At 43.0% G+C, this 17,449-nt stretch carries 17 protein-coding genes and 1 pseudogene; 8 read left to right on the forward strand and 10 right to left on the reverse strand.

The window, feature by feature from the left end:
- Positions 1–567: 567 nt before the first annotated feature.
- Positions 568–1,200, reverse strand: a complete 633-nt coding sequence (locus tag RM811_RS02275) for a deoxynucleoside kinase (protein WP_402520362.1) — start codon at positions 1,198–1,200, stop codon at positions 568–570.
- A 231-nt stretch (positions 1,201–1,431) separates the two neighbouring features.
- Here RM811_RS02275 and RM811_RS02280 point away from each other — a divergent pair, with 231 nt between their 5' ends.
- Complete coding sequence (locus RM811_RS02280) at positions 1,432–1,584, forward strand: hypothetical protein (RefSeq protein WP_402520364.1); 153 nt, start codon at positions 1,432–1,434, stop codon at positions 1,582–1,584.
- 219 nt (positions 1,585–1,803) lie between these two features.
- Here the strand turns inward: RM811_RS02280 and RM811_RS02285 are convergent, their stop codons facing one another.
- Both RM811_RS02285 and RM811_RS02290 read right to left on the reverse strand, forming a co-directional pair.
- Positions 1,804–2,115, reverse strand: a complete 312-nt coding sequence (locus RM811_RS02285; RefSeq protein WP_402520366.1) for a TusE/DsrC/DsvC family sulfur relay protein — start codon at positions 2,113–2,115, stop codon at positions 1,804–1,806.
- A gap of 84 nt (positions 2,116–2,199) precedes the next feature.
- Positions 2,200–2,796: an HNH endonuclease gene (locus RM811_RS02290; protein WP_402520368.1), complete on the reverse strand. Its 597-nt coding sequence runs from the start codon at positions 2,794–2,796 to the stop codon at positions 2,200–2,202.
- Between the two features lie 382 nt (positions 2,797–3,178).
- Between RM811_RS02290 and RM811_RS02295 the strand changes: the two genes are divergently transcribed.
- Both RM811_RS02295 and RM811_RS02300 read left to right on the forward strand, forming a co-directional pair.
- Positions 3,179–3,547 carry a thiol-disulfide oxidoreductase DCC family protein gene (locus tag RM811_RS02295; RefSeq protein ID WP_402520370.1) on the forward strand — a complete coding sequence of 123 codons (369 nt, stop codon included), beginning with the start codon at positions 3,179–3,181 and terminating at the stop codon, positions 3,545–3,547.
- A 38-nt stretch (positions 3,548–3,585) separates the two neighbouring features.
- The gene (locus RM811_RS02300; protein WP_402520372.1) at positions 3,586–4,638 is read left to right on the forward strand and encodes an aldo/keto reductase; all 1,053 of its coding nucleotides are present in this window, start codon (positions 3,586–3,588) and stop codon (positions 4,636–4,638) included.
- Positions 4,639–4,774: 136 nt separating this feature from the next.
- On the opposite strand, the pseudogene RM811_RS02305 reads toward RM811_RS02300, so the two are convergent.
- Positions 4,775–4,897 (reverse strand): annotated as a pseudogene (locus RM811_RS02305) (DUF1272 domain-containing protein); the annotation flags it as partial.
- Between the two features lie 178 nt (positions 4,898–5,075).
- On the opposite strand from RM811_RS02305, the gene RM811_RS02310 reads away from it, so the two are divergent.
- Positions 5,076–5,468 carry a nuclear transport factor 2 family protein gene (locus RM811_RS02310; protein ID WP_402520374.1) on the forward strand — a complete coding sequence of 131 codons (393 nt, stop codon included), beginning with the start codon at positions 5,076–5,078 and terminating at the stop codon, positions 5,466–5,468.
- Positions 5,469–5,479: 11 nt separating this feature from the next.
- Here RM811_RS02310 and RM811_RS02315 read toward each other — a convergent pair whose 3' ends face one another.
- The 4 genes from RM811_RS02315 to RM811_RS02330 form a co-directional block, all read right to left on the reverse strand.
- On the reverse strand, positions 5,480–5,935 hold the full coding sequence (locus tag RM811_RS02315; protein WP_402520376.1) for a hypothetical protein: 456 nt from the start codon (positions 5,933–5,935) through the stop codon (positions 5,480–5,482).
- On the reverse strand, positions 5,932–6,645 hold the full coding sequence (locus RM811_RS02320; protein ID WP_402520378.1) for a hypothetical protein: 714 nt from the start codon (positions 6,643–6,645) through the stop codon (positions 5,932–5,934). Before RM811_RS02320 ends, RM811_RS02315 begins: the two co-directional genes overlap by 4 nt.
- A 117-nt stretch (positions 6,646–6,762) precedes the next feature.
- Positions 6,763–7,308: an MOSC domain-containing protein gene (locus RM811_RS02325; protein WP_402520380.1), complete on the reverse strand. Its 546-nt coding sequence runs from the start codon at positions 7,306–7,308 to the stop codon at positions 6,763–6,765.
- Between the two features lie 61 nt (positions 7,309–7,369).
- Positions 7,370–8,071, reverse strand: coding sequence for a class I SAM-dependent methyltransferase (locus RM811_RS02330; protein ID WP_402520382.1), 702 nt, complete (start codon positions 8,069–8,071; stop codon positions 7,370–7,372).
- A 1,042-nt stretch (positions 8,072–9,113) separates the two neighbouring features.
- On the opposite strand from RM811_RS02330, the gene RM811_RS02335 reads away from it, so the two are divergent.
- From RM811_RS02335 to RM811_RS02345, 3 genes are all read left to right on the forward strand, one after another.
- On the forward strand, positions 9,114–9,323 hold the full coding sequence (locus RM811_RS02335; protein ID WP_252017873.1) for a cold-shock protein: 210 nt from the start codon (positions 9,114–9,116) through the stop codon (positions 9,321–9,323).
- 118 nt (positions 9,324–9,441) lie between these two features.
- Complete coding sequence (locus tag RM811_RS02340) at positions 9,442–9,675, forward strand: hypothetical protein (RefSeq protein WP_402520384.1); 234 nt, start codon at positions 9,442–9,444, stop codon at positions 9,673–9,675.
- A 105-nt stretch (positions 9,676–9,780) separates the two neighbouring features.
- Positions 9,781–10,209: a DUF935 family protein gene (locus RM811_RS02345; RefSeq protein WP_402520386.1), complete on the forward strand. Its 429-nt coding sequence runs from the start codon at positions 9,781–9,783 to the stop codon at positions 10,207–10,209.
- 186 nt (positions 10,210–10,395) lie between these two features.
- On the opposite strand, the gene RM811_RS02350 is transcribed toward RM811_RS02345, so the two are convergent.
- Positions 10,396–14,229, reverse strand: a complete 3,834-nt coding sequence (locus RM811_RS02350; protein ID WP_402520388.1) for a hypothetical protein — start codon at positions 14,227–14,229, stop codon at positions 10,396–10,398.
- A 446-nt stretch (positions 14,230–14,675) separates the two neighbouring features.
- Between RM811_RS02350 and RM811_RS02355 the strand changes: the two genes are divergently transcribed.
- Complete coding sequence (locus RM811_RS02355) at positions 14,676–15,089, forward strand: hypothetical protein (RefSeq protein ID WP_402520390.1); 414 nt, start codon at positions 14,676–14,678, stop codon at positions 15,087–15,089.
- A gap of 92 nt (positions 15,090–15,181) precedes the next feature.
- Here RM811_RS02355 and RM811_RS02360 read toward each other — a convergent pair whose 3' ends face one another.
- The gene (locus RM811_RS02360) at positions 15,182–16,828 is read right to left on the reverse strand and encodes a hypothetical protein (RefSeq protein WP_402520392.1); all 1,647 of its coding nucleotides are present in this window, start codon (positions 16,826–16,828) and stop codon (positions 15,182–15,184) included.
- Between the last annotated feature and the right edge of the window lie 621 nt (positions 16,829–17,449).

A 17,449-nucleotide genomic window follows, 5' to 3' on the forward strand; every position in this document is an offset into this window, starting at 1 on the left:
TGGTATATCGATACCCTGAAGTGTAATGCTGTAGAAAATAATGCTGGTACATAAAACAGAGACAGGTTGAAGAAACTGATCAATTTGCTGATCCAGTAGAAAACCGGTGGCTGAACAAAGCGAACAGAATGATAGTAAAACGAACGTTAGGAAAAACTTCATGTAGGCCAAACCGTTAAAAAATGCTACTTGAGGTATTATTAACGATAAAATGCAGATACGGATCGGTTTGACTGGTAAGAATGCAAAAAAATAGTACTTTTTGTATGAATTAATTATGGAGGTCTTGATGTACTTTTACGGCATCTGACCGGTGCCGTATTTAAGTGCTAAGGAACTGTCCCTGAATAACTTCCACATTTCCGAGCCTCCAGACCCCGTTCGTCCTGAGCCTGTCGAAGGGCTTAAACTCCGGGCCATGATAGATCGTGCCAGACACCCTTCGACTCCGCTCAGGGTGAACGGAGAATGAGTTCAAAATGTGGAAGTTATTTCAGGACAGTTCCTAAATGTGATGGGATAGTGAGGGGCTGATACTGGTTGTCTCGACAACTGGCACATTTATTACTACTCAGCCAATGAGGGGATCGCTTCTAATAATTGCTTTGCCAGCCCCTTTTCACATCCAAATTCATCCCAGTCCACAGTAATCAACGGCGTGCCCATTGAGCGACAAATCTGTGGCAGAATAGCCTCGTGGTAGTTATGGATATCGCAGAGATAGGTCAGAGGCGTTCCATCCTCCGCAGTCCTTGCTCTTTCAACCAGACGGCTATGGGCAGTTTCTGGTGCCGTTCTCAGATAAACGACAGCACTGATAACAGGGTAATCGTTCAGTCTTCGTTGTATGGCACAATAATGCAGCATATAGCGCTCATCCGGTATGGCCATACCGAGGAAGTTTGCCTGGGTAAATATCAGATCCGAATAGAGAGATCGTTCGATCAGATAGTTACGGTCAGTGGGTAACTGCTGAACAATATTCGCCCGGCGATTGGTAATGTATTCCTGAAATTGAATACGTTTTACGGCATCGGCAGGGTGGTCAGTAAAATCCTTAAGCAGTCGTGTAAATTCTGGGTCATTAACCGGTTCCTGGATGGCTTCCCAGCCAAGTTCAGCCGCGAGTTTGGGCAGAAGAGTTGATTTTCCCGCCGCAATGTTGGCTTCTACAGCGACAAAATGATTGGTTTGCTTCATTAAGAACCCCGGTGACTGATGATACAACTCATGATACTTCCGTTCTATGCATGAGAAGGGCAGGAACTTTATGGGGTTAGGCCGTTATGTTCAATAAGTAATAGGCGGAAAAGGGTGCAGATTTGTCCGTGTTATGGGTCAGTTAGACAACAGAGGCAGTCTATTTGTTGGTCTTCAGTTTTTCAGGACTTTGCCGAGCCGTTGAATAACTATCGCAGAGCGTGCCTGTCAATGGATAATGTAGAAAAATATGACCAGATGTTGGCTGAGATTCGTCGTGATTACCTAAACAAACTGGAAGTTATATCTGAAAAGATGAAGGTGCTTCAGCAGGAACCTTCGCTTTGCTTCGCTTTGCTTCGCTTTGCTTTGCTTTACCGATAGTCAGGCATTTTCTGAAATGAAAATTATCGCTCATAACCTTTTTGATTCCGCTGGTACCTTTGGCTTTCAGCCTGTCAGCGAAGCAGCAACTCCTCTGGATCGACTATTGACAGACCTTGAGCAAGACTGTCAGGGAAGTGCTGTCGATGAGAAAAATCTTAACCAGCTCAGGTTTATGATTACCGAAGTTATTGCTTCTGTTGATGAGTCATTAACGAATCAGAAGCAGTTGGTGGGTCTTGGCAGTCCGGCAATTCGTGCTGCAACCCTGGCAGGACTTTCAGGGAATAGTGTCATCAGGTAAATGCTATTGCCTTTGTCTTTACCCAGGGTATTGGCAATATGTTTAACAAATGGGCGCTGGCTGGGTGCCAGTTCATACTGTTGATAGAAAGCCCTGAGTGTATGGATGATTTCCCAATGGGGCTCAGTCAGAACAATACCCTCAAGGGTGGCCAGTTGATTGGCCACATCAGTATTCCAGTCGTCAAGGTTGGTCAGGTAACCATCTTTGTCGAGAGTCAGGGGCATTGCTTATTCCGGTCTATAGTCAAGAGGTCGCGATTCTACACCAGCCCCTGCCTCATCGACAGAGGCACTGGCGTATGTTTTCTATTAACGGGGCTGCAATATGGCTGATGATTTATTGTGGTTGCGACTTTTCCAGCGACAATTCCTGGAAAACTGAGTACTGAGGTAATCCGCCTGTTCAGGCAGGATGCGCTGGCTATTTACCAGTGCCAGATATTCAGAAGCATTGGGGCGATAGGGCAGGGCGATCAGTGACATATTCGTATTTTTTAGCAGCTTGTCACCTTTAAACTGATTACAGCGTCGGCATGAGGCGACGACATTCATCCAGTCGTCAAGACCTCCCCTGGATTTGGGCAGGATATGATCCCGTGTCAACTCCCTGCGTTTAACAAAGTGACCACAATACATGCATTGATGGTTGTCTCTTTCAAATAGCGAGTAATTGGTGAGGGCAGGGTTGTTTCGGCAGGGGAAAAGTCGTTTTCCACCGCAGGCAACAATACTTGGCAACTCAATAATCGTTCGATCTTCAAGCCAACGGTTATAGCCACCGTGGATTCGGTAAATAATGTCTCCCAGACTCCAAACCACTAATTCTCTGGAATAAAGGCATACTGCTTCCTGCCAGGTCAGCCATTCAACCGGTTGACCGGCAGTATTCAATCGCAGAATATACACGACAGAGGCTCCCGTTTATCAATCCCTGATAAAGGTCAACCTGACTGGCCATATCTCTACTTGATCTTTAACGTAGCTGATCTGTTGAGCTGGCCACTTCGACCTTTGTTAAGGTCGATCGGTTAATCAATTTATCGGCTCTGTTATTCTGATTGTTTTCTATTTCAGGCTAACACATTCATTTACTAATAAGAAACCCGGCCAGACCTCTGGCTATGGATCCAGGGATGCCGACCTTCCGTTTATATTGTATAAAATACAAGTGACCGGTTTTTGGCTATTGCAGCTTCTGGCTTCGGTTGAACGATTTACTCTTATCTCTGGTTTGGATCAGGAAAATTTTACTTAATGAGTCAGCCAGAGTTGAATTCGGTGATTAAGCATGAAAGTGACTGTCTTTTATGATGGAGCATGTCCAATCTGTCTTCGGGCACTGGCCAAATGGAGGGGGCAACCTTATACCTGTGATATTGAATGGTTTGATATTACCGGTCAGGATGATGTATTGCTAACCCTGGGTATCAGTCCACAAAAAGCGGTGGAGCAACTGCATATTCTCTGTGAGGATGGCACCATTCTCACCAGTATGAGCAGCTATAGTTTCCTGTTACGCCACCTTCCGCACTGGCGGTTGCTGGGCATCCTGATCTCGCTGCCGGGGGTCAGGCAGTGCCTGACCCGGGGGTATGATGCCATGACCCGCCGACGTTTAAAGAAAGAAGGGCGCTACTGTAATACAAAAGACGGATAGCACTTTAATTCTTGAGAATATGACTGAGGAGCCAGACAGTGAAAAAAATTAAACTGGGATGCAGTGAGCTGGAAGTGACTGAGGTTTGTCTGGGGTCGATGACCTGGGGTATGCAGAATACTCTGGCAGATGCCTTTGAGCAGATTGATTATGCCGTGGACCAGGGGATCAACTTTATCGATACGGCAGAGTTGTATCCGGTTCCACCAAATGCTGAAACCAGTGGTGAAACAGAACGTTTCATTGGTGAATGGGTTCGGGCCAACCCCGGCAAGCGTGATGACCTGGTGATTGCCACAAAAATTTCGGGTGTAGGTTTGCCCTGGATTCGACAGGCCAGCCCCATCAGTGGCAGGAGTATCAAAGAAGCCGTGGAAGGCTCGCTGAAGCGCCTGAACATAGATTGTATTGACCTTTATCAGCTGCACTGGCCTAACCGGATTTCACCACACTTTGGCAAGCACTGGCCGGGCATAGTTTCTCATACTCAAGTAGACCGGGCACAGCAGGAAGTCGAAATGCTGGATATTCTGGGCGGTCTGGCTGATTGCATTAAAGCAGGGAAGATACGTTACTGTGGCTTGTCTGATGATACGCCCTGGGGAATAGGTGAGTACGTCCGCCTCAGTGAAAAACATGACCTGCCCGCAATGGTATCCATACAGAATGAATTTAACCTGCTACATGCCAAGGATTCCCCTTACCTGCTGGAATCCTGTGTTCTGAATGATGTTGCCTGTCTTCCCTGGTCACCACTGGCGGGCGGGATACTCTCTGGTAAATATCGCAACGGTCAGATACCCGAAGGCTCAAGATGGTCCATCGGGCAGAGAAATGGCCTTTTCCGTGATACACCGCTAACCCATAAGGCTATTGAGGGTTATCTCGCAGTGGCAGAACGTCATGGCCTCTCGCTGGCGCAAATGGCTCTGGCCTGGGTTTATCAAATGGAGGGGGTTACCTCCACCATTATTGGTGCAACCTCGCTGGCACAGCTTAAGGAAAATATCGAGGCGTACCATCTCCCATTGTCAGAGGAGGTGCTGGCCGGTATCAATGACGTTTTCCGCAGATACCCGGTGCCTTTTTAAATATCAGCTTTGGAGCAACAAACATCTTTGGGTTTCTTAATAATTCCAACGATTATTGACATTTATATTCAGGGTTGTAAACCGCCGGTATCTTGAAATTTAATGTCTATTCTTTGTCAAAGAATTTTTGTTTCATCTATGAGAGGCTGACGTACAGGGTCGTTCTGGTTCGTCTTGGTCGCTGCAGAAGGTCTCCACTGCGATTTGGACAGATAAAATCCATGTGCTCTGAGCATGGGGAGCAGAAGGTACAATCAAAAAGCTGTGAACAAGAAACTTATTTGAGATCCTGGTCATTAACTCTCGGGTATTATTCTTCAGGCTGGAAAAATTGTGCTGCCCGGTTTTTACTGATCTTTACCCATTGCATCGCATCCGCTGGAAAATATCCCACCTATACTGTAACCGTCAATTTTTCTGCAGAGGAAGAACTTAACATGACGTCACAGGTTACCGGGGAAGCTCTGGCTCCTTTCAAGCAGCTGATCCACGATATAGGGCAGGCATTTAAAGAGAAAGATATCAGTAAGGCGATGGCAAAATTTGTGGCCGAAGATGATATCACCAGTTTCGGTTTGTATGCGGACATCAATAGTAAATCAGAGCTGGAACAGCACTGGAAAGACTATTTCAGTGCCCATGAGTTTATGTCGAAAATCGAAGAACGCTATACCGTGTATGTGTATGGCGAGGCGGCCTGTCTCTGCTTGACTCATAAGGCAGAAAACAGTAATGACCGGACAAAACGCATGACGTTGTTCCTGGAAAATCACAACGGTGCCTGGTTGATCCGTCACCGACACCATTCATTTGTGCCTGAGGGGGGCTAACAGGAATTCAGTCAGTGAGCTATTTCAGTGGTATTGATGCTGTTTATTCCATCAGCATCATGTTCCAGCTTCCTGGTTTGGGACTCAGCCAGCTCTAGTTCTTCTGGTGATAGAGGGCCATAGATGCGAGGATAGTCCCAGCCAAATCCCCAGCGAAAAGGGGTGGGCCACAATGGGCTACCGCCCAGACGAACCCCACCGAACATCAGCATCCCAATCAGTGGATGCCCTGTTTCACCGACACACTGTCTCAGTTCCTGGTCGGAATGAAGCCGTTCCTTTGAAGTTCCACCTTTCCAATAAGCAAAGTCGTGCTCAATACAGCAGTGAAGCCATAAATCCTGTTGGCTAATCAAACCATCTGGAAAACGGCTGCAGCCATCACTGACAAAAGGTTTCAACTCACTGCCAAAGGCGGCAAATGAGAAGAGAGCCACAAAGGTCAGTGAAAGCTGATTTCTGGTCATGATTCAGAGGAATCTTCAACTTTTTCAGGAATATCTGAGCCGGTAAACCGGTCAGGCTCAAGGGTATAAATTCTGAATGCAAAGATCGTCGTCAAGGTGAAAAGAACAGAGCTTATAACACCGGAAACAAAAGTGAATACTGGCCCTGTAAGACCCAACAGCTCAAGAAAAGATTCAAGCAGCAATAACGGAATGGTGATGGCTACAGGGATAAGGACTAATCCAGCGACCAGCTGCCATTGTTCACTGCGACTGCTTTTCCAACTGGCCCATAAGGCCTCATAACCACTCTTGTTGTGAAGCAGGCAGTAAAACTCGGCAAAAGCCAGCCTGCCCATAACAATCAGACCGGGAATGATCAGCAGCATAAATCCTCCCATGGTGGCCAGGAAAGACAAAATATAGACAGCCATAAGTGGTAACCAGAACTTCAGCGCCCGTTGGTAATACGTTTTCACGGGGAGATATTTATCCGTCAGTACGGACGCTAAAAAGAGGATCAATGCGCCCTGATAGATAGGTGTCAACAATAGCCCAATACCTGAGGCTAGCCATAAAATTGAATCATTGCCGTCCTGATACAGCGCATCGCAGATTCCATAGAATAATTCCAGGGGGATAATAAAAGGCAATACGATGGCGCAGATGCTACGAACATTGCTTTTGAAGAAAAACAGTGACTCTTTGAGTATTTCTTTAAATGATTTCATAATTTTTATTCAGTTAAACAATCGCTTTAAGCGCAGTCCATGAGCATTTCATAGTGATGATTGTAAACAAATCATACAGGTGAGGACAGTTCGACTTATCGGTAGGATTAATTATTGTCACCAGACATATTCCAATGGCTGGTGGGGCTTAACGGGCAGGTCAACGCTGATGGTGTCTTCAGGCATAATCTTGCCGCCGGATATCACAATACCCATGACGCCTGATTTACGGATAACCTTGCCATCTTCACCCCGATGGATCATGGCCTTTAACAGACCCTTCTGAAAATTATCGATTTGAACACAGGGGTTGCGCAAAGCCGTTAACTCAATAACAACACTGTCGCCAATGGATAAACGACTGCCTGTTGGTAGTGCTAGAAGGTCAATGCCCCGGGTGGTAATGTTCTCACCCAGCTGGCCTGCTTCAATGGTGAATCCTTTTGCCAATAACTCATCAAACAGCTCTGCCTGGATAAGGTGAACCTGACGCAAATTGGGGCGAGATGGATCTTTCTTCAACAGATAAATATGCTTGATGGTTTTACCGGCGTGGGCATCACCTTCGACACCTACACCTTCGATCAATGTAATAAAAGGCTGGTTCTGTTTACTGAAGCTGTGCTCTGCGCTGGAGCTGACGGCGGTGACAATGGGGTTCAAAAGATACAACTCCAGTCTATCTATTGTTGTTTAATGTCGATTCAAGCCTGAAAAAACGTTATCAGGCGACCACTTTGCACTCGATAAAAAGAAAGTTCGGGTTCTTCGACAGGTAATCGTAAGACCCTGGTGAGATATCTTTCATCGCTTCAGAAGGACAGCCTTCGCTTAAGGTAGCCACATAAAGACCAGCACTGGCTATGGTATTAAACAGTTCGGTCAACGAGCGACGGTAAAACTGTACCTGAACCGGGTAACCAATAGTGTCCCACTCTTCAATAATCAACTCACGGCTAAAATAATTACCGGAAGGTGAAGCCTCAAAGTCCGCCAGAGGGTGATGGGTGGAAAAGAAAAACGAACCACCGCCTTTAAGCACACGTCGAATATCGTCGAACAGGTGGTTCAGGTCTTCAATATAATGAATAACCAGTGGGCAGATCACAAGATCATAAGATGAATCCTGCTCCTGCGGGAGCCCATGGTTCAAATCAGCAACATAAGCCGTTAACCGTTCACCAAGCCGCTCCTGAATCATCTTCACCATTTTCGCTGAAATATCAGCAGCAGTAACGCTGGCGCCCTGGTTAAGAAAGTGCTCTGCATAGGCACCCGGTCCACACCCCAAATCGAGAATCGACTTTTCCTGCAGATCAGGCAGCATCGCCAGCATCGACGGGCGCTCAAGAAGTGCATTGTAAACATTACTGGTAATCGCCTGTGCATATTCATTGGCGTACTGGCTGTACATGGGGGATGTCATAAAACATGCTTTAAAGAGAAAAGGAGGCAGAATAATATAGCCAATCGAAAAACAGGATAATTGGGACAATTACCAGAGAAAAGCACAACGCCTGAGATTGCAGGCGTTGTAATGAAGCGTGATAGGGATCCGTTCCGGTCAACCGTAATGGATAGCTGGTATTGATAAGTTTCATTCCGGTGGGCCATTGCCCTGAGCATCAGAACTCGCAGGGTATACTCATCATCAGATTGAACAGTGTTTGCGGTGGTTGTCTTGTGATCACTTTGAATGATTTAAACGACAGTCTCTTTATTTTGTGATCTGGATCAATTCATTGTGTGCGGAAACTACGTATTCTGCAGCCATTCCTTCAGGGGTAGCCGAAACAAGTCAGCTTCTAAAGAGAAAGGCGTTAAATGTCGGAATTCCCTGAGGTAAAGGGGAAAAAGAATATATACCACTCCAATAACAATAAAAATCGTTAACGCTGCTCGTCAGCACTACAACCCCGTTTTACGGGGTTTTGTTTTTGGAGCGCAACAGTCAAACCATCTATCTGCAGTGAGGTGGGAGTCTTCAAAATTTCCCACATCCAAGTAGCTGGTAGACACAGATTCGCATCGTTCAGGTAAAATTTCCTTTCATTTTTTCTCACTCCAGAAAGCATCATTTGGTCAGATAATATCTGAACGATCACTGGTTGGATAATGCCGCGCAATGTATTAAACGGTTAAGAATGTAGCTGATTTTTCTGTGTGCAGTTTTCTATATTTCTGGGTGTCCTTTTCTTGTTTTTTCTTGCTTTTCTTCTCTTATATCGTTTAGGCATCACCACATCAATGGTTGAGTATATTTTGCTATAAATTTCATGAAATTGCCCATAGCCATTAGGGAAATCTTATGTATAATGGCCGACGTTAAAAGTGTGATTTATTCTTTATGCATAGATTTAATGTTCCGAGTGTAGTAACTCGCCATACTCTTCATAAGCAATAATAAACTTCTAGCTTTACCGCCTTATTGCAAGGCGAAATTTATTATTAATATTCAGGTTATGACTATGTCTACTACTACCGGTACTGTTAAGTGGTTCAACGACGAGAAAGGTTTTGGTTTCATCGCTCAAGATAACGGCGGACCAGACGTATTTGCTCACTTCCGTCAAATCACTGGCGATGGCTTCAAGTCTCTGGCTGAAGGCCAGCGAGTTGAATTCAAAGTGACCCAGGGTCAGAAAGGCCCACAGGCTGAAGATATTCGACCACTGTAATGGTCGGTCTGCAATATTGTAGTCTCTAACTTCACGTAAGGTGGGGACAAGAAGGGCGGTGCTTTCGGGCATTGCCCTTTTTTGTGGCTTTCAGAAAAGCAAAAAAGGAGGAGATATTATGGCCAACACCAACATCTGTCAGCAATTCAAAGCTCTGATTCCGGAAGGCGTGAGTGTCGTTGCAACGATCACCGCTAATAATGGCAACGGCACCAGTCAGGCAGGGCTAAGGGATAGCTCGGTTATTACCGTAAAGCGCGAGTCAGTTACAGCCCGACAGAAGGCATTTATTCAGAATGGAGAAATAAAAGACGCTGCGCCTGAGCTGGTGCAGTATGAAGAGGAGGTTTAACGCGGGGAATGAGTACTGTATTGCAAAGGGGCTGATCCTTCACTTTTAATAAATTCAAGATTCAAGACTCTACCCCGGTTTTCCGACCCCGGTTTTCATCAGGACGTGCAGGCATCGGTGATCAAGAGTGATGCTGATCTGATTTGTGAGAGCTTCAACCAGCAGGTGGTCATCTGGCTTACCGAGTGGAATTTCCCGTACGCTACACCGCCCAGAGTATGGAGAAAGACAGAGCCAGAAGAAGATTTGATGGTTAGGGCAGAACGGGACAATAAAATCAGCACCCTCGGCTATGAACCCACCGAAGACTATATTCGGGAGACCTATGGGGACGGTTGGAAGAAGAAAGCCGATAGTCCACTGCCACCCATGGGTGGCGGATCGCCAGAATTACCCCCGGAGTTTGCCGAGATATACAGCCTTACCCAGAAACGAGCGAACCATCGGGCTGATTGCAATCACTGGTGGATGCCGCCGAATACCTCAGCACAAAGTACCAATCAATGTATGGAAAGCGGGTGGATGAGCTGTTGAACTATTTAGAGGAAACTAATGACGTGGCTACCTTTCGGCAGAAGCTGGTATCGTTTGCCTTGAGTCAGCTGTTCGTAGTGTTTGGTTTGAGTGCTCATTCCGGACTTCCATTTCAGAGTGTGACAACTTAGAAATCTACCAACAGCTGTCTCACATCTCAAGTTTCAGTCTGTTGCACTTATTGTATTACTCCAGCTCCATCTTCTTTGCGAAATCATTAAGAGGGTAGATTGCAGTGATTTTTCCTGAATACAAAAATCCCTGGATAACTGTACGAAAAGTGATTCCGTTAGTAATTATCAAATTGTATAAGTGGTGCTTATGTCCTTTTATGCTACTATAGTTCGATCTTACTTCCATTATGCTGGGCAGCCAGGCATCAATCCAATAATCTCCAGTCATTTCTCCCGCTTTTATTATAGCGGCCATGATACCCTTGTCTTCATACTCACACAGTTTCCTATCTAAAATTTTCCTTAGAGATTTGTCCAGCCTGCTATGCTCATCAAGATGCTTGTTAACATCTTCGTCTTTTATGTTATTCAGTTCAAGTAATACATCATCGAATTGACTTGCCAAACCTGAATACCCGGCTGCTTGAATCTTTTTACGTAAGTCACTGAATGTATAAAGATAGGTTCGACTTCGGAAGATAAGATCAGCAGGGGATTTAACGTCCTCAAGCTGTGGTCGATTCAATAACAAATTCAAGTGCATTAAAAGGTCAGGAGGTGACATCAAACGAAACAGTGCGAACATTGCTCTTATCATCCTTGGGTCGTTATGTTCTGCATCTATAGGGCTGGTAAATAATTCGGATTTTTTGAACGTTGGAGTATGGTCGTGTAGTTCAATGGTCGTTTCGCTGGCATGGGTAATCTCAGCCTCTATTTTTTCTATATCCTGCAAATTTTCTTCAATTGTCTTTGCGAAATTATTAAATATGTTCACAATAAATATTTCATTTGCATAAAGAAAACCTTTAACTATTGGCCGAAGGGTAATGTCTGCATCCAATATATCGCTGACGATTAGTTGCATATTATCTCCACTATAATTTGCATAATTTAATCCGGCTTCCCATAAACTGGGTAGCCAGTAAATAACACGACTACCGAACATACGTTTTTTATTTATTACTTTAGAAAGTGTCTCACTGATACCATATGCTTTTAAGCTGGAAAGACGCATATCCAGAATAGATTTCAGCTCTTTACTCATATCTTTATGATCATCAACCTCCTTATTAATATCGTCTTCTTTTATTTTATACAGCTTATAAATTTGTAATTCTAATTCCTCTGCTTGTACAGGATGTAGCATACTTTTAAATACATCAGGAAATGAAAGCATACGATATGGCTGAATATCGAGTATGAAATCGAAAAGATTTTCGCATCGTTGAAGTTGTTTCTGCCTCCCAGTTTCAAGGGCAAGAGAATTCAGATCACTCTTCAGCAAAGTTTTATTTATTAGAAATATTGCTCTTGACTTAATATCATTTACTTTCCTTGACGAGCTGTAATAGGGCATTATAGAACTGTCCCACGAATGGTTAGCCTTAGTTTTACTTTTTTTAACTATCGGAAATGAATCAGTATCAGGAATATCTTTCTTCCGAGCTCTTACCATACTGCCACTATTAAATGAAATGGCGCCATCAATATTCTTTGCCAGTTGATTAAAAAAATCTACAGGATCTACTTTATAGTTCTTATCTAAGTAAAAGAAGCCTTCAACTATTGGGCGAAGCGTGATATCTGCGAGGTATATATCACAGAGCAATTGATCTACGGATATACCAGAATCAATATAATGGTTGGCATTTAATCCAGATGCCAATATAGCCGGAAGCCAGCATCGCAGGTCAGAAAAATGATTGGCATATGGTTTTGCTGAAGTCATCGCAGTATCAAAGCCATTATAATCTTTCAATATTGAAATTCGCTGATCAAGAATCGCCTTAAGGGCTGGGCTTATTCTCTCATCGTTATCAAGGTCTTTGTTAATATTCTCATCATTTATTTTATTCAGTTGTCTTTTTATGTCTAATTTATTAGGCTCGCTTATGCTTAAAAATATCATTGATTTAAGTAGTTGATGAAATGTAATCGGTGTTAGGTTATTTGTTTGATATAAGAGCTCTAAAAATGTTTTCACACCTCTCAGTGGCGTATTATACAGACCATCAAGCGTTTGGATATCCTTAGGGCCGAACAGGTTATTTAATAATATAATTACTCTTATTTTTCTTGGGTCTTCATCAAAGGGAAAAATAAAAAGATCCAATACTGATCTTTTATTGAGTTGCAAAGTATCGACATTTTCCGGTATCTGTGACTTTGTTATTTCAAGTAATAGAGATGAATCATGCAGTTGGTTATTTTCTTCTCGAGAGGGTGACTTTAGTACGGATGTTTGCTTAAGTTCAGTAGTTTTATTGCTCACGCTTGCTGTGATCGTTTCCAACTCTTTTATCTCTGATATTGTTTTTGCATGCGTATTAAGCATATTTATAGCAGTGTTTACATTTGAATGAAAAAAACCTTGAACCACAGGGCGGAGTGTGATGTCTGCATTGATTATCTCAGCAACTAATTGTCTATTCATTTGATCCTGAGTCTCATAATTGTAACCATTACGTCCAATAGCCCATATACAGGGAAGCCAGCAGCAGCGAAAATCAGCAGAACATTCGTTAGCAATGTGTTGCAACTTAAAAATAACATTTTCTATATCCAAACTTGGTAGTTCTGAAAAAGGCAGATCCATAATAGCCCTGAGGGATAGGGAAATCCTACTATTCTCATCAAGATCCCTGTTAACATCTTTATTTTGTATACGATCCAGTTGATCCAGTTTACTTTGTATGTCTTTACCAATAACAGAGTCTTGAAAAACGTCACATATGGTACGGAATGTAACGTTCTCCTCTATATTAGATTGGTATAACCAATCGAGAAAAGAGGTAACCTTTATCACTGGCATGTTAAAACGACCACCAAGATATTGTAGGTCTTTATTGTTCAGGCACCTGGTTAAAAATAATATTGCGCTTATCTTTCGCGGATCATTATGCGTGGTAATTAACAGTTGATTCAATAGTGAGACTTTATGTTCTATGGACGGAGGCATAGAGATTGTGGAAAGCGACCGGGAAAGGGTTGGGCATCTGCCCTGTTCTTGCGCTGTTATTTCTTTTGCATGCGTATTAAGCATATTTATAGCAGTGTTTACATTTAAATAAAAAAATCCTTGAACCACTGGGCGGAGTGTGATGTCTCCGTTCATTATATCATCAAGTAATTTTGTTTTTATTTTCTCACAAGTATCATAATTGTGACCATTACGTCCGATAGCCCATATACTGGGAAGCCAGCAGCTGCGAAAACCAAAAGCACAATCCTTAGAGTATTCATACAGCTTAACAATTACTCCTCTAGTAGTAGTGGTTTGCAGATCTGGTAGGTTTGATAGTGGCCTATCCATGATATCCCTGAGGGGCTGGGTAATTCTACTATTCTCATCAAGATCCCTGTTGATATCTTCATCTTTTATACTGTCCAGTTGATTCAGTGTACTCATTATTTCTTGACCAATACTACGGTCTTTAAAACGCTTACAAATAGTACGGAATGTAACTTTATCTATACCTTGAGATTCGTACAACCAATCGGGAAAAGATGTAGGTTCCAATACTGGAGAGTTATAATAACCATCAAGTTTTATCAGGTAATTACCGTTCAGACACCTGGTTAAATATAATGTTGCTCTTATCCTTCGCAGATCATTATCCAGGGTAAGTAAAGGTGTATCCAATAATGGGACCTTACGCGGCTTGGAGTTATCGGTAACCGGATATTGCACCGATCTTTTTCGGTGGTCGGAACCCCGCTCCTTATGGACTAAATTATAACTGGATATATCTTTTGAAGAGGGTAGGTTACTCCCTGAACTGCTATATTTTTCTTGCCTTTTCGTAGAAGGCAGAGGATCTTCGACGGGTATAACGGTCATCATAGCGAAACTCCTCTTGACTTTAGATGACCTCGTATGTTCATTAACAGTGAGAGCGGTTGCGCTGTTAGTAGATTTAGTTGGATCCATTATTTTCTTTCCTCAAAATAAACACTCTTTTTAACTTATTGAATGTGATTGCTGAATGTGATGGGGAGTTAACCATTTGTATTTCTTTGCATTTTCGACAAGCCAATCAGTAAAAAGTTCCCGTCCCTGGGCTCTTAAAATCAAAACCGGGGTCAAATGGTCAAAAGGGTCAAAAGGGTCAAAAGGGTCAAAAGGGTCAAAAGGGTCAAAAGGGTCAAAAGGGTCGAAAGGCACACCGTTTCAGCGATGAAAAGCGGGAGGAAGCCCTGGCTGAGTTTAACCCGGTTGGTTTCTACAAGGAAGATCAGAGCGGTAAGCAAAATACCAACATAAAAATCTGTGATGCTGTCGAGGCCGGGATGATTATCAGTGCAGTGGAGAATTTAGAGGAACCGTTCAGATCGTGGGCGAAATGGGCTTATGGACCAAGAACGCAGGAGTACCTGCCAGAGCAAGCCCGGTTCTTCCGTTGGTTGGATCAGGACGTGAGGGATAATTTCAGCAGCATTGACCGTGTATACCGAGGAGTGACTAAAGCAATAATTCGTGATGTGGTCGCTTACAGCGTAATGGATTACCGGAGCTATGTTGTCAGCGAGCGGCATCTGTATCCAACCAGCCTAATCATCAATCGTTGCAAAATTCATCGGCAGAACTGGAAACGGGATTTTGAGTCCTGGCACCAGTATTACTGGAATTTGTGTGATGAGTACCTGGATAGGTCGGCTTTGGTAGTGGTTGGGGGTGTTGTTGCGAGATTGAAGGGGGAGTGATGAGTTTTTTAATAGGACATGCATGCCAAAATCTGGAATGGTCTTTCATTTTAAATAAATGCGAGTTGAAAGACTTCATCCAGAATCTTGCTCTACCAATTCGGATAAACCAAAGGTCTCCCCAATAGCTTAGTTAGCTGCCAAGATTCATCATGACCGCCATAAAAATAGCGCCAACACTGAATAGCTGCAAGACGGTGAGGTGTATCTTCGCCTTCAAAAAAATCAACAACAGGGGGGTAACCAATAAATTTATTGGTAAATTTACATTTCTCGGCAAGGTTAACCGATATAAGCCCGTTGTCACCACTCCATATTATTGGATCTATATTATCAAATTCCTTTTTTAATAAACTCGGTAATCCCTGTTTTTTCCACTGATCAATAACCGTAGTGAAGTTTTCCTGAAACTCTGAGAACATAAAGCTGAACGATGTCTGGGCATCCTCATGGTTCCACTGATATTTATCATGTTTTTTTATTTTTTGTATTATTTCCTGTTGTTCCTGAGACATTTCTGCCATGGGTCGCATAACCGGGTAGTTGCTTAAATATTTCTGGTGCCTTGTGATTTTTTCTTTCAGGTCGTCTGGTACGGAGTGCTCTTCACAGTATCTTGAGAAGTTTGACAAAGTAAAATCAAAACTCATCGATGGGAAACTGTACATCCCATCAGGTGCAACCATATATGGGACACGGTCAAACCAGCTATTGTCCGTATCTGTATACATTAATGATGTGAAATCTTCTAATTTTAGTTTCTCTTCCACTTGTTTTTTATCGGTCTTTTTTGCTTTTTCCAATGCCGCACTTAAAGTGTTTTTTCCCTCAATGAGGGCAGCAATCCTGATTCTATCTAATATATGCTCACAAAATTTAGCTGGGTTAGAATCTTTCCGATGATAATGGTTTGGCTCTATTAATATTTTTTTAAACTCACCAAGATGGTTTAATTCCCTTTCAATATTAAGAACTACAATATTGTCACTGTCATTAAAAATAGATTCCATAATTTTAATTTGACCATCGTCCATATTGCTTTCAGAATATATAACCAATACTGGAACACCTTGTTTTTTTAGTTTACCAGCCTGATCTTTTATTCGATCAACATAATTAAAGTGTCTAGATATTTGGTCTGGCTCACCCAAATCATGGCCATTGAAAATAGTTGTCCCATATAGGGCCGTCCATGTATATATAACAGGACCTGGCTTTATAATCTGGTAATTTCTGTTTTCAATCTCTTCCGCTGTAACTCCAGCGAATTCAAGCCCAAGAGCCATGTTATCAATATCTCCTTGGGGAATGTCTGCGCCGGGAAGTTGGTTGTCAATCAATTCAGCAACTAAACTCAGGTATTGTTTCTTGGGTTGGATCTCAACGGGAGCGACAAGAGAACCTCCTTTTACTTGTTTTACCTGCTGCTCATAGGATTGAAGGCTGGAGAAAGGCAAGTGTGATGTTGAGGGAAGAAATTTCTGACACAATTCCGTTTCTTTTATGACAGTTTGCTGGAGGGCAGGATCATTTCGAAAATGTTTATACTGGCCGGCATGGTTTATTTTGTTGTCTAATTTAGAAATCCCTTTGTCATGGCGAACACGTTTACTTCCAAATTTTATGCCTGATCGTTCCCCGCTGTGTTCAGAATCGGTGGTGGTTTTATCATTGGTACCCACGGCTCTGTTCAAGTTAAATTGGCTTCCCTGTTTCAATGTGACATTGCCAGCATACATACTATCCTCCTTGTTTATTTAACGATTAATCAAACATTCGCGTCTTCATACGAATTATTCCAGCCTGAACAGGCTCGGTCTTTATACTGAACAAGGCGCCATTATGTGTCAATAACCACGATGTCAGCATTGCTGACAGAACTATTACTTATAGTTCTTCAGGGATACCTCTGGGTAAAAGATCACGAGGTCAGACCTTTCATTGGCAGCAATGCACGTTTCAAGACCCAGGAATAAACAGGACATCCATAAATTCAGGGCGAAAGCTTAAGTAGAACGTTAGTTTAATCTAGACGAATAGAAATTTATGGATGTCCTGTTCCTTCCTATCTGGCAGGAATAAACAGGACATCCATAAATTCGACGAATAAACAGGAATAAACCAGGGCTCATAAACAGGACATCCATAAATTCAGGGCGAAAGCTTAAGTAGAACGTTAGTTTAATCTAGACGAATAGAAATTTATGGATGTCCTGTTCCTTCTGTTCCTTCTTCTGTTCCTTCTTCTGTTCCTTCTTGAAATTTATGGATGTCCTGTTCCTTCTGCTGTTCCTTCTGTTGCACCCCCCATGTAAATCTGGATTTTTCTGATTTTTCTACCATCCTGTTACACAATAATT

Origin of the sequence: Endozoicomonas sp. (assembly GCF_031844845.1) — a bacterium.
GTDB lineage: Bacteria > Pseudomonadota > Gammaproteobacteria > Pseudomonadales > Endozoicomonadaceae > Endozoicomonas.